This is a genomic window from Teichococcus deserti (assembly GCF_001982615.1).
GTDB classification, from domain to species: Bacteria; Pseudomonadota; Alphaproteobacteria; order Acetobacterales; family Acetobacteraceae; genus Pseudoroseomonas; species Pseudoroseomonas deserti.
Genome location: NZ_MLCO01000111.1, coordinates 1 through 12,788, shown reverse-complemented (window position 1 = coordinate 12,788; position 12,788 = coordinate 1). Strand labels below are relative to the sequence as shown.

The window sequence follows — 12,788 nt, the reverse complement described above, 5'->3', positions numbered from 1 at the left end:
GGCGGGAAGGCAGCCTGTTCGGCACCGGCGACACGTCCCTGCTGACCCGCATCACCCAGCTCGACCCGGTGCATGTCAGCTTCGCCGTCAACGCCGCCGACCTGGGGGCGCTGGGGGCAGGGGCGGCCGACCTGCCGGCTGGGGGGCGGCTGGATGGCGCCGCGGCGCCGCAGGGGCGCGTCAGCTTCACCGAGGCGACGGTCGATCCGACCACCGGCACGGTGCGCGGCCGCGCCACCTTCGCCAATCCCGACCGCCGGCTGATCCCGGGGCAGTTCGTGCGGCTGCGCGTCTCCGGCCCGGCGCGGCCGGCGATCCGCATCCCGCAGGCCGCCGTGCAGCAGGACGTGCAGGGCCCCTTCGCCTATGTCGTGGGTCCCGACGGCAAGGCCGAGCGGCGCGCCATCCGCCTGGGCCGCATGCTGGCGCGCGACTGGATCGTCGAGGAAGGGCTGAAGCCGGGCGACCGCGTCATCGCCGAGGGGCTGGTCAAGGTCACCGAAGGCGCCGTGGTCGAGGCGGTGGAGGCCCGGCCGTGAGCGCCCGCTTCTTCATTGAGCGGCCGGTCCTGGCCGGCGTGCTGTCCATCCTGATCGTGCTGGCGGGGTTGGTGGCGCTGCCCGCGCTGCCGATCGCGCAATATCCGCAGATCGTGCCGCCGCAGGTGCAGGTGGCGACCAGCTATTCCGGCGCCGATGCCGACACCGTGGCGCAGACCGTGGCGGCGCCGCTGGAACGCGCCATCAACGGCGTCGACGGGCTGATCTACATGCAGTCGGTCAACACCGATGGCAGCATGTCGCTCAGCGTCAGCTTCGAGATCGGCACCGATCCCGACCAGGCGACGATCAATGTCAGCAACCGGGTGCAGAGCGTGCTGGCGACCCTGCCCTCCGAGGTGCAGCGCGTCGGCGTCACCGTCAGCAAGCAGTCCAGCGCCTTCCTGGCCGTGGTCTCGCTGACCGCGACCGACGACCGTTTCGACGAGATCTTCCTGAGCAACTACGCGCTGCGCAACGTCATCGACGAGATCAAGCGGATCCGCGGCGTCGGCAATGCGGCCCTGTTCGGGCAGAAGGAATATGCCATGCGCGTCTGGCTGCAGCCGGAGAAGCTGGCGCAGTTCGGGCTCACCGCATCGGACGTCTCGGCCGCCATCCGCGAGCAGAACCAGCAATTCGCCGCCGGCCAGATCAACGCCGCGCCGGGGGCGGGCGGCGCCTATGCCTATGCCATGACCGCCGAGGGCCGGCTGCCGGATGCCGAGGCCTTCGGCAACATCATCCTGCAGGCGCGGCCCGACGGCTCGACCCTGCGGCTGCGCGACGTCGCCAGGGTGGAGCTCGGCGCCCAGCAATACGACTTCGTCGGCACCATGAACGGCCGGCCGAGCGCGCCTTTTGGCATCTACCTGCAGCCCGGGGCCAATGCGCTGCAGACCATGGCCGCCGTCACCGCGCGGCTGGACGAGCTGGCGGAGGCCATGCCGCAGGGGATGGAATATTCGATCCCCTACAACACCACGACCTTCGTCAAGGTCTCGATCCAGCAGGTCATCGCCACCTTCCTCGAGGCGGTGGCGCTGGTCGTCGTCGTGGTCTTCCTGTTCCTGCAGAGCTGGCGGGCGACGGTGATCCCGCTGATCGCCATCCCGGTCTCGATCATCGGCACCTTCGCCGGCATGTATGCGCTGGGCTTCAGCATCAACATGCTGACGCTGTTCGGCATGATCCTGGCGATCGGCATCGTCGTCGACGACGCCATCGTCGTGGTCGAGAATGTCGAGCGGCTGATGGCCGAGGAAGGCCTGCCCCCGCGCGCCGCCGCCATCAAGGCGATGGAGGAGGTGACCGGCCCGGTCATCGCCATCGTGCTGGTGCTCTGCGCGGTGTTCATCCCCGTGGGCTTCCTCGGCGGCCTGTCGGGCGAGCTCTACAAGCAGTTCGCCATCACCATCTCGGTCTCGGTGCTCCTGTCGGGGGTGGTGGCGCTGACGCTGACCCCGGCGCTCTGCGCGGTGATGCTGAAGCCGGGGCACGGCCAGCCGCTGCTGCCCTTCCGCCTGTTCAACCGCGGCTTCGACCGGATCACCGCCGGCTACACCGCGGGCGTGCGCTTCTTCCTGCGTCGCGGCCTGCTGGGCCTGGCCTGCTTCGCCATCGTCTGCGGCCTCACCTTCGGCCTGTTCCGCAGCGTCCCCGGCGGGCTGGTGCCGGAGGAGGACCAGGGCATCCTGCTGGTCGCCTGGTCGATGCCGCCGGCGACCGCGGTCGACCGCACCGCCGGCTCGGGCGCCGAGATCGAGGCGATCCTGCGCGCCGATCCGAATGTCCGCTCGGTCACTTCCTTTGCCGGCTTCAACCTGCTGTCCAACGCGGCCTCGACCAGCGCCGGCGCCGCCTTCGTCGAACTGAAGGACTGGTCGGAACGCCGCGCGCCCGATCAGGATGCGCGCCCGCTGGCGGGCCAGTATTTCGGCGCGCTGGCGCAGCTGCGCGACGCCTTCGCCCTGGCCTTCAACCCGCCGGCCATCGACGGCATGGGCTCGGTCGGCGGCTTCGAGATGAAGCTGCTGGATCGCGGCGGCGCCGGGCGCGAGGCCATGGGCCAGGCAGTGCAGACGCTGCTGCAGGCGGCAGGCGAGCGGCCGGAGCTCGCCGGCCTCAGCACCACGCTGCAGGGCAACGTGCCACGCTATCGCCTGGACATCGACCGCGACGCCGCGCGGGCGCGGGGCGTCACCCTCGCCGCGCTGTTCGAGACGGTGCAGAGCACCTTCAGCAGCCTCTACGTCAACGACTTCTCGCTGATGGGGCGCAACTACCGCGTCAACCTGCAGTCGGAGGCCGAATACCGCCGTGCGCCCGAGGACCTCAGCCGGGTCTTCGTCCGCGCCGCCGGCGGCGAGCTGGTGCCGGCCAGCGCCATGCTGCGCCTGACCCGCATGGTCGGCAGCGACATGGCCGAGCGCTTCAACGTCTATCCGGCGGCGACCATCAACGGTGCCGCGGCGCCCGGCTATTCCTCCGGCCAGGCGCTGCGGGCGATGCAGCAGGTGGCGGCCGAGGCGCTGCCGCCCGGCTTCGGCATCGCCTGGACCGGCGCCGCCTATCAGGAGCTGGCTGGCGGCAATGCCGCGGCCCTGGCCCTGGGCTTCGGCATCGTCATGGTCTTCCTGATCCTGGCGGCGCAATATGGCCGCTGGTCGCTGCCGGTCGCCGTGCTGCTGGCGGTGCCCTTCGGCCTGTTCGGCGCGCTGCTGGCGGTCTGGCTGCGCGGCATGAACAACGACATCTATTTCCAGGTCGGGCTGATCACCCTGGTCGGGCTGGCGGCGAAGAACGCCATCCTGATCGTCGAATTCGCCGTCCTCGAGCGGCGCTCCGGGAAGTCGGCGAAGGAGGCGGCGCTGGCGGCGGCGCGGCTGCGCTTCCGGCCGATCGTCATGACCTCGCTGGCCTTCATCCTGGGCTGCCTGCCGCTGGCGCTGAGCAGCGGCGCCGGCTCCGGCAGCCGGCTGGCGATCGGCACGGCGGTGGTCGGCGGCATGCTGGCCGCCACCTTCCTGGCCGTCTTCCTGATCCCGCTTTTCTACACGTGGTTCGCGGGGAGGGCGGAGGCCGCGCCTCTCCCCGCGCCCGGTCAGGCGCCCGGTCAGGCGCCCGGTACCGCGAAGGAGGTCAGTTCACCGTCAGGTTGAAGCGCTTCACCAGCTGCTGGTAGCGATCGTATTCGGCCTGATGGAAGGCGGCGAAGTCGGCGCGGCCGCGATACTGGATCGGCATGTTCATGGTTTTCATGCCCTCCACCACCGCGCGGCTTTCCACCATCCGCCGGCAGGCGGCATCCAGCCGGTCGAGCACCGGCTCGGGCGTGCCGGCAGGCGCGTAGAAGCCCGACCAGATGGCGAAGGCCAGGTCGAAGCCGAGCTCGCGGAAGGTCGGCGTCTCGGGGAACTCCGCCATCCGCTCGGCCGCATAGACGGCGATCGGATGGTAGCCGTATTGCCGCACCAGCGGCGTCTGGTCGGTGAAGACGGTGATCTGCTTCGCCGCCATCGCCTGCACCACGTCGCCCGAGCCGCGGAAGGGGATGTGGTTGAACTCCACCCCCGTCAGGCGCTCCAGCGAGATCGAGCTGATATGCGGCGTGCTGCCCGGGCCGGTATTGGCGATGGCCAGCGCCCCCGGCGCCTCGCGGGCGGCACGCAGCACGTCGGCCAGGCTCCGGAAGCCCGACCCTTGCGGCGTCATCATGATGATCGGCGCCGAGACCACCTGGCAGACCGGCGCGAAGTCGGCGCGGCTGAAGGAGGCGCCGCGGGTATGCGGCGTCAGCACCAGCGAGCCGCCGGGCGTCATCAGGATGGTGCTGCCGTCGCGCGGCGCCCGCGTCAGCTCCAGCGCGCCGACCGTGCCGTTGGCGCCGGAGGTGTTCTTGATCACCACCTGCTGGCCCAGCGCCGCCGCCAGCTCCGGCTGCATGATGCGCGCCATCAGGTCGGTCGACCCACCGGCCGAGTAGTTGACGATCATGGTGGTGACGTTCTGCGCCCGCGCCGCCACTGGCAGCGCCAGGGCCAGGCCGAGCACCGCCGCGCCGATCCTCGTCAGCTTGTTCATGGACCTGTCTTGCTCCCCGTTCTTTTGGTCCCGGTCCGCCGGGTGCCGGCCGGGCTGCGGCCAGACTAGGTCAGGGGTGCCGCGGACGTCAGGTCAGCTTTCGGTCAGGCGATGGCCGAGCACCGCCTCCAGGGCGGGCGGCGCTCGCAGCGGCACGGCGGCGTCCCCCGCCTGCAGGATCAGGTTGCGCCGCGTCCGCGCCGAACGGTTCATGCCGCCGCCATGCAGCACCTTGGGGTGGATCAGCACCAGGTCGCCGGGCGCGCAGGTCACGGTGACGATGTCGTCCGGTGGCGGCTGCCAGCCCCGCGGCGGTTTCGCGGCGCTGGCCTCCTCGTCGGCCAGCCGATGCGAGCCGGGGATGAACTGGGTGGCGCCGCCCGCACCGGTCATGCCGTCGAGGCAGAGCATGGCGCGCAGGAAGCAGGAACGCGGCGGGCTGGCATAGCCATTGGCGAAGTCCCGGTGCCATCCGATCCGGCGGCCCAAGCCCGGCTGCTTGATGGTGACGTTCATGAAATGGGCGGCCACCTCGACGCCGCCCAGCGCTGCTCGGATGGCCTGCGTGATCACCGGCTGGCGCAGCACCGACCAGAAGACGGCGTCGAAGGCCACCGGGTCGCCCAGGATGAAGATGGCGTCGCCGACCGAGCCAGCCTCGATGCCGTCGCGATGCGTGGCGGGCAGGTCCCGCTCCAGGGTGAGACGCTCCCGCAACTCGGGGGCGAGGCGCGGGACGGAATCCTGCACCCGCTGCACGGCATCGATCAGGGACTGGCGCAGCGCCGCATCGACGGCGCCGGGCAGCAGGGCAAATCCGCGGGCCGCGAAGCCCGCCAGGTCGTGTCGGTCATCCATGCGCGGCAGGATAGGGGAGGCCTGGCGGGCGAGAACAGACGTTCTCATGCGCCGCTCGTTCCGCAGGCCGGAATATCGCTCTTGCCCCGCATCGGCGTGGCGCCGCAGCCTGCGCGACGACAGGGCGCCGTCGTCCCGGCCGCCCGGGCAGGAGGCCTCGCCATGACGACCCCCCGACCGACTTGGCTGCGCCGGCGCCGGGCCGCGCTGGCCGCGGCTGGCCTGCTGCTGGCCGCCGCCGCGCCCCAGGCCGCCACGGCGCAGAGCCTGCGCATCGGCGCCGGCGCGCCGGCCACCTCGCTCGACCCGCATTTCCACAACAACGGGCCGAACAACGCGCTGACCATGCATCTCTTCGACCGGCTGGTGGAGCGCGACGCCCGCGCCCGGCCGCAGCCGGCCCTGGCCGAGGGCTGGACGCAGATCTCCGACACCGTCTGGGAATTCCGCCTGCGCCGCGGGGTCGCCTGGCATGACGGGCGGCCCTTCACCGCCGACGACGTGCTGTTCAGCTTCGAGCGCGCGCCGCTGGTGCCGAACAGCCCGGGCGGCTTCGGCGCCTTCCTGCGCATGGTCGCCAGGGCCGAGGCGGTCGACCCCCACACACTGCGGATCCACACCCGCCAGCCGCATCCGCTGCTCCCCGTGGACCTCGGCTCGGTCAGCATCGTCTCGCGCCATGCCGGGACCGGAGCCGGAACCGAGGACTACAACAGCGGCCGCGCCGCCATCGGCACCGGCCCCTATCGCCTGGGCGAATACCGGCCCGGCACCGTCGCCGTCCTGCTGCGCAACGAGGCCTGGTGGGGCGGGGCCGAGCCCTGGGCCCGGGTCGAATACCGCTTTCTGGCCAACGACACGGCCCGCACCGCGGCGCTGCTGGCCGGCGATGTCGACGTGATCGACCAGATTCCCAGCAGCGACCTGGCGCGGCTGAAGCGCGACCCCAAGGTGACGGTCAGCGAGATCGCCAGCCTGCGCACCATGTTCATCGCCCCGGTGCACAGCATCGCCGGCAACTCGCCCCAGGCCACCGACAATGCCGGCCGGCCGCTGCCGCAGAACCCGTTCCGCGATCTCAGGGTGCGCCAGGCGCTGTCGCTGGCGATCCAGCGCGACGCCCTGGTCGAGCGGGTGATGGAAGGCGCCGCCCAGCCCACGGCGCAATGGCTGCCGGAGGGCGCTTTCGGCCACAACCCGGCGGTCAGGCCCACCCCCTTCGACCCCGACCGCGCCCGCGCGCTGCTGGCCGAGGCCGGCTATCCGGAGGGCTTCCGCCTGACGCTGACCACGCCGAACGACCGCTGGCCGAACGATGCGCGGCTGACCCAGGCGGTGGCGCAGATGTGGACCCGGATCGGCGTGCGCACCACGGTGGAGGCGCTGCCCTATTCCGCCTTCGTGCCGCGGCGGACGCGGCAGGAATTCCTGGTGCAGATGGCGGCCTGGGGCAGCTCGACCGGCGAGGCGATCAACTACCTGGTCTCCATCGCCGGCACCGCCGACCGGTCCCGCCTGACCGGCGCCGCCAATATGTGGGGCTGGTCCGACCCGCAGCTGGACGCCATGACGGCCGAGGCCTCGGCGACCCTGGACGACGCGGCGCGGGAGGCGCTGCTGCGCCGGGCGGTCGCGCATTACGTCGCGACCACCCCCTATATCCAGCTGCTGCAGCTGACCAACAGCTGGGGGCTGCGCCGCGGGCTGGTGCATGATCCGCGGATGGACGAGCGCACCGTCGCCATGGGCATCCGCCCGGCGCCTTAGAAGTTACCGCGCCACGGGGTCGAGCGTCGCCAGCAGCCAGCGGGCGATGGACGTGGCGCGGGCATCCATATGCGGCTGGCCGATCACCTGGATGCCCATCGGCAGGCCATGGACGCTGGTCAGCGGCACGGTCACCGCCGGCACCCCCAGCGCCGAGGTCGCGGCATTGTAGGCGATGTCGCCGGTCGGGCGAGGGTTCAGCGGCTGGCCGGGGACGTCGCCGCCCCAGGCCGGGGCCGGGCCGGGCGAGGCCGGCGCGATCAGCGCATCGGCCAGGGGGGCGAGCGCCGCCAGGTGCCGCCGCGCCGTCTCGCGCTGCAGCAGGCCGAGGCGGTAGCGCTCCAGGTCCATGGCCTCGCCCACCGCGTGGCGGCGCCGCAGCCGCTCGCTGACGCCGTCGGGCGACTGCGCCAGCAGGCTGCGGATGGAGCTCAGATTCTCGAAGGCGCAGACCTCGTTGGTCATCGCCTTGGCACCGGCGATGCTCTGCTCGAAGGCCTCGATCCAGGGATGGTCGCCGCGCTCCAGCACCTCGACGCCGGCGGCGCGCAGCTGCGCCAGGATGGCGGCGAAGGCGTCGCGGGAGGCCTCGTCCAGCATGGCCCAGCCCTCGGCCTGCATGACGATCAGCCGCGCCGGCCGGGACGGGGCAGGGGGTGTCGCCGGGCCGAACAGGCCCGGCATGCCGGGGTCGCCGCCGACCCGCCGGGCGATCTCGATGGCCACCTGCCACATGTCCTCGGCGGCATTGGCATGCACGCCGGCCGTGGCCTGCGACAGGGTCTGGCGCTCGCCGCGGTTGATCGCGCCCTGGGTCGGCTTCAGCGCGATATTGCCGCAATAGCTGGCCGGGCGGATGATCGAGCCGCCGACCTGGGTGCCGATCGCCGCCGGCACCATGCCCGCCCCCACCGCCGCCGCCGAGCCGGAGGAGGAGCCGCCCGGCGTGTGGCCGGGATGGAAGGGGTTGGTGGTCGGGCCGGGCTCCGACATGCCGAGCTCGGTGGTCACCGTCTTGCCCAGGATGACGGCGCCGGCGGCGCGCAGCGCCTGCACCAGCGCGGCGTCGTGCTTCGGGAAGTGCCCCTTATAGGCGGCGCAACCCATCTGGGTCGGCATGTCCTGCGTCGCGATCAGGTCCTTGACGCCGATCGGCATGCCGTCGATCAGCGAGAGCGGCCGCCCGGCCTGCCAGCGCGCGGTGCTGGCATCGGCGGCGGCGCGGGCACCGGCCTCGTTGATCACCACCCAGGCCTGCACCGCTGTCTCGCGCGCGGCGATGGTGGCCAGGCAGCGCTCCAGATAGGCGCGCGGCGTGTCGCTGCCCTCGCGGAAGCCAGGCACCGCATCGTGGAAGCCGGGGCCGGGTTGCTGCCGCAGGTCGTAGCCGGCGTTCTGCACCGCGCTCATCGCCATTCTCCTGGTCCTTGGAACTCAGGATCGAGGCTAGGCGCCAGCGAACAGCGGCTTCAAGCCGCGGCATTCCGGCCAGCGGAATCCGGCCTCACGCCACAGCGACATGGCCGTTCAGCCGCGACAGCGTGGCGGCGCGCTGCATCAGCAGCCCGGCGAAGCGTGCCTCGTCGCAGGCGGCGAAGCGGGCGCGCGGCAGGGTGATGCAAAGGTCGCCGACGATGCTCTGGCCGGCGCCAAAAACGGGGGCGGCCAGGCCCACCGCGTCGCGCGTCTGCTCGCCGCGGGTCAGCGCATAGCCGCGGGCGCGAATCTGGGCCAGGCGCTCGGCCAGGGCGGCGCCCCGCGGCGGCGCGCGGCCATCCAGCGGCGAGGGGCCGGCGCCGCGCAGCACCTGCTCCACCGCCGGTGGCGGCAGCCAGGCCAGCAGGCACAGGCCGGTCGCGCCCCAGAGCAGCGGGCGGGCGCGGTGCATGCGGATCGGATAGGGCAGCGGCAGGGCGGCGGCCGCCTTGTCGACGAACATCATGCTGAGGCTTTGCGGCAGCAGCAGCCCCAGCATGCAGGTCTCGGTGGTCTGCCGCGCCACGTCCTGCAGCACCGGCCCCGCCAGGCGCAGCATGCCGGCCTTGCGCGCGGCCAGGGCGCCGATCCGGCTGAACTCGCCGCCGACGCGGTAGCGGCGATGCGCGGCGCGCTCGACCAGCCCGGTCTCCAGCAGCTGGTCCAGCAGCCGGTGCAGGGTGCTGGGCGGCAGGTCGAGGCGCTGCGACAGCTCCTTGATCGACAGGCTGCCGCCGGCCTCGGCGAAGGCGCGCAGGATCTCGGCGACCCGCGCCACGACGCCCTGGCTGTCCCGTGCCTCCGCCGCCATCGCCCCCGCCCCTGGCCTTGTGACAGTCGAGTGTCGCAAGGCCAGGCGACGGAGATCAAGCGATGCTCAGCGCCAGCCGAGCGCCGGCGCCACCTGCTTCAGCACCCCCTCGATCACATGGGCGCAGTAGTCGACGCCCAGCTGGTTGGGGATGGTCAGCAGCAGGGTGTCGGCCTCGGCGATGCCCTCGTCGCCGCGCAGCTGCTCGATCAGCTTTTCCGGCTCGCCGGTATAGCCGCGGCCGAAGATGGCGCGCGTGCGCTCGTCGATGAAGCCGACCTGGTCCTGCTCCTTGGCCCCGCGGCCGAAATACTCGCGGTCGCGGTCGTCGAGCAGCGGGAAGATGCTGCGGCTGACCGAGACACGCGGCGTCCGGGCGTGGCCGGCTTCCTTCCAGGCCTCGCGATAGGCGCGGATCTGCTTGGCCTGCTGAATGTGGAAGGCCTCGCCGGTCTCGTCGTCCTTCAGGGTCGAGCTCTGCAGGTTCATCCCCTGCTTCGCCGCCCAGACCGCGGTCGCATTCGACCCGGCGCCCCACCAGATGCGGTCGCGCAGCCCTTCCGAGTGGGGCTCCAGCCGCAGCAGCCCGGGCGGGTTCGGGAACATCGGCCGCGGATTGGGCTGGGCGAAGCCTTCGCCCTTCAGCAGCTGATGAAAGACCTGGGCATGGCGGCGGCCCATCTCGGCATCGGTCTCGCCCGCGACAGGCTCATGGCCGAAATGGCGCCAGCCGTCGATCACCTGCTCCGGCGAGCCGCGGCTGAGGCCGAGCTGCAGCCGCCCGCCGCTGATCAGGTCGGCCGCCCCCGCATCCTCGACCATGTAGAAGGGGTTCTCGTAGCGCATGTCGATGACCGCGGTGCCGAGCTCGATGCTCTTGGTGCGCGCGCCCATCGCCGCCAGCAGCGGGAAGGGCGAGGCCAGCTGGCGGGCATAGTGGTGGACGCGGACATAGGCGCCGTCCGCGCCCAGCTCCTCCGCGGCGACGGCGAGCTCGATGGACTGGGTCAGCACGTCGGCGGCCGAGCGCGTCGCCGAATGCGGCGAGGGCGTCCAATGGCCGAAGGACAGAAAGCCGATCTTCTTCATGGCGGTCGATATCCCTGCGCGGCGGGGGCAAGCGCCCCGCCGGAATAGGTTTGGTCGACCGCCTATATGCTGCGCGCGGCGCCGGCTGCCCAATCACCCGCGCCAATGATGGTCATGCCGTGCCGAAGCCGGAGCCGGGAACGCGGTATTCCGGCCGCGGCGGGCTGAAGATGTCGAGCACCCGCGCGCCCTCGGGGCCAGCGCGCATGGTGTGCGGCACGCCGCCCGGGGTGCGCCAGAAATCGCCCTTCTTCACCGCGATCTCCTCGCCGCCCTGGATGCGCACCGCGCTGCCGTCGAGCAGCACGCCCCATTGCTCCTCGGGATGGGCATGCAGCTTGCCCTCCGCATTGGGCGCGATGCTGACGATGGAGAGCATGGCCTGCTCGCCGGCGAAGATGCGCGTGGTCAGGCCCGGGGCGAGCTCGCGAAAGATGCCGCCCTGGCCGTCGTCGAGGTTGTGGAACTCGTCGGCCTGACGCTTCGGGGTGTCGGTGCTGCTCATGACGGGCTGTGTCCCAGGGCTTGGCGGAAGCGGTTCTTGACGAAGACGCCGTCGCGCGGCGGCAAGGCGCGCGGCCAGTTGCGCGGCTCGATCTTGACGACGGCGAGATGCAGCCCGGCGCGGGCATGCAGCCGGCGGCGCAGCGGCTCGACGCCCTGCAGCTCGGTGATGGTCTCGGCGGAGGGGAAGTCCAGCGCCTCGGCCAGGCGCGCCAGCTCGACGCCGCGGCCGGCATGGCTCGGCTGCATGCCGGTCTCGCCGTAATGGCCGTTGTCCAGCACGACGATGGTCAGGTTGGGCGGGCGGCGCAGCGCGATGGTGGCCAGCGCGCCCAGGCCCATCAGCTGCTCGCCGTCGCCGGTCAGCACCAGCACCGGCCGGTCGGGCTGCGCCTGGGCCAGGCCGAAGCCGACCATGGCGGCGCTGCCCATCGCCGCCCAGAGGTAGAAATTGCGGTCGTGGTCGCCGGCCGCCATCAGGTCGTAGGACGGCGAGCCGAGCGCCGAGACCACCAGCAGCTCGCGGCGCTCCTGCAGCAGCCCGGCCACGACGGCGCGCCGGTCGAGGGTTCCGCCTGCTGTCATTTCACCCATTCCTTCTCGCCGATCAGCCGCTGGCCGAGCAGCAGCGCGCAGGCGGAATCGCCCTCGAAGGCCATGGTCGCGGCGCCGCGCAAGAGGGGAGAAACCTCGGCCGGCGCATCGGCGCGCCAGGTCATGACGCCCATCTGCTTCAGCACCGGCTCGGTGGCCTGGCCCATCGGGTTCTGCCAATGGTTGAACTCGGCCCAGTCGCCGCGCATCGTCACCACCATCAGCAGCGGGAAGCGGATGCAGGGCTGCAGCGCCAGGGTGTTGATGCAGTTGCCGACGCCGCTGGACTGCATCAGCAGCGCGCCGCCCTCGCCGCCCAGCCAGGCGCCGGCCAGATAGCCGATGCCCTCTTCCTCGGTGGTCAGCACCACGGCCTCGATCCCGGGATCGGCTTCGGCCAGGCGGATGGCGGCAGCATGCCCGGCATCGGGCACGTAGCAGACATGGCGCACGCCGGCGGCCTTCAGGACGTCGAAGACCTCGCGCTGCCAGCCCGGCTCGCTCTCTGAGACCATGCGCATCCTCCCCCCTCTTTCGGAGGAGCTAGCCATGGATCGGGCCTGAGCAGAATTATAATCTCGCTCTGCGTCCTATGCCGGGATGCGATCGCTCGCGCCGTCCGGCAGGGCGGCGAGATGGGCCACCACCTGGTCCAGCGCCTCGGCCAGGCAGCCCTTGAAGAAATGTTCGGCGCCGGGGAAGACGGTGACCGGGTGCTGGCTCGCCCGGCCCCAGTCGAGCAGCGAGGCCAGCGGTGCCATGGCATCGTCCTGGCCATGCAGCAGCAGCGTCCGGCGCGGGATCGGCAGCGCCGCATAGTCGCGCCCGCCCGGCACCCGCCCGACCGGCAGGCCCATCAGCACGATCGCCGCCGCCGGCGCCTCGTCCTCCAGCGCGCAGGCGAGGCGGGCATAGACATGGGCGCCGAAGGAGAAGCCGACCAGCGCCAGCGGCAGCCCCGGATGCCCGTCCCGCCGGGTCTGTGCAACCAGGGATGCATCCTCGGCCTCGCCGATGCCCCCGGCATCGCGTCCCCCGGACCCGTCGCCCCCCCGCACCCTCAGCCC

Annotated in this window: 12 protein-coding genes; 3 read left to right on the top strand and 9 right to left on the bottom strand. The window is 72.0% G+C overall.

From position 1 onward, the window contains the following. Both BKE38_RS13445 and BKE38_RS13440 read left to right on the top strand, forming a co-directional pair. The coding region (locus BKE38_RS13445; RefSeq protein ID WP_131829587.1) for an efflux RND transporter periplasmic adaptor subunit at window positions 1-539 on the top strand (539 nt) is incomplete at its 5' end. After that, window positions 536-3,700 carry an efflux RND transporter permease subunit gene (locus BKE38_RS13440; protein WP_076957823.1) on the top strand — a complete coding sequence of 1,055 codons (3,165 nt, stop codon included), beginning with the start codon at window positions 536-538 and terminating at the stop codon, window positions 3,698-3,700. The genes BKE38_RS13445 and BKE38_RS13440, both read left to right, overlap by 4 nt. Here the strand turns inward: BKE38_RS13440 and BKE38_RS13435 are convergent. Then, window positions 3,681-4,622, bottom strand: coding sequence for a tripartite tricarboxylate transporter substrate binding protein (locus tag BKE38_RS13435; RefSeq protein ID WP_076957822.1), 942 nt, complete (start codon window positions 4,620-4,622; stop codon window positions 3,681-3,683). The two genes, BKE38_RS13440 and BKE38_RS13435, sit on opposite strands and share 20 nt — an antisense overlap. Before the next feature lie 93 nt (window positions 4,623-4,715). Next, complete coding sequence (locus BKE38_RS13430; RefSeq protein ID WP_083747529.1) at window positions 4,716-5,528, bottom strand: phytanoyl-CoA dioxygenase family protein; 813 nt, start codon at window positions 5,526-5,528, stop codon at window positions 4,716-4,718. Window positions 5,529-5,642: 114 nt separating this feature from the next. Here BKE38_RS13430 and BKE38_RS13425 point away from each other — a divergent pair, with 114 nt between their 5' ends. Then, a complete protein-coding gene (locus BKE38_RS13425) occupies window positions 5,643-7,247 on the top strand; it encodes an ABC transporter substrate-binding protein (protein WP_076957820.1) in 1,605 nt (534 codons plus the stop codon). Between the two features lie 3 nt (window positions 7,248-7,250). Here the strand turns inward: BKE38_RS13425 and BKE38_RS13420 are convergent, their stop codons facing one another. From BKE38_RS13420 to BKE38_RS13390, 7 genes are all read right to left on the bottom strand, one after another. Beyond that, entirely contained in the window at window positions 7,251-8,657 is a 1,407-nt protein-coding gene (locus BKE38_RS13420) for an amidase (RefSeq protein ID WP_106409210.1), read from the bottom strand. 94 nt (window positions 8,658-8,751) lie between these two features. Next, window positions 8,752-9,534, bottom strand: a complete 783-nt coding sequence (locus tag BKE38_RS13415; protein ID WP_076957818.1) for an IclR family transcriptional regulator — start codon at window positions 9,532-9,534, stop codon at window positions 8,752-8,754. A gap of 66 nt (window positions 9,535-9,600) precedes the next feature. Then, window positions 9,601-10,623, bottom strand: a complete 1,023-nt coding sequence (locus BKE38_RS13410; RefSeq protein ID WP_076957817.1) for an LLM class flavin-dependent oxidoreductase — start codon at window positions 10,621-10,623, stop codon at window positions 9,601-9,603. Between the two features lie 112 nt (window positions 10,624-10,735). Further along, a complete protein-coding gene (locus BKE38_RS13405; protein WP_076957816.1) occupies window positions 10,736-11,128 on the bottom strand; it encodes a cupin domain-containing protein in 393 nt (130 codons plus the stop codon). Continuing rightward, entirely contained in the window at window positions 11,125-11,712 is a 588-nt protein-coding gene (locus tag BKE38_RS13400) for a thiamine pyrophosphate-dependent enzyme (protein WP_207553562.1), read from the bottom strand. The genes BKE38_RS13405 and BKE38_RS13400 overlap by 4 nt, the downstream gene beginning before the upstream one ends. Next, window positions 11,709-12,242 carry a thiamine pyrophosphate-binding protein gene (locus BKE38_RS13395; protein ID WP_242662342.1) on the bottom strand — a complete coding sequence of 178 codons (534 nt, stop codon included), beginning with the start codon at window positions 12,240-12,242 and terminating at the stop codon, window positions 11,709-11,711. Before BKE38_RS13395 ends, BKE38_RS13400 begins: the two co-directional genes overlap by 4 nt. A 69-nt stretch (window positions 12,243-12,311) precedes the next feature. Continuing rightward, window positions 12,312-12,788 (bottom strand): alpha/beta hydrolase (locus tag BKE38_RS13390; RefSeq protein WP_106409209.1); only part of this gene is annotated, 477 nt, incomplete at its 5' end.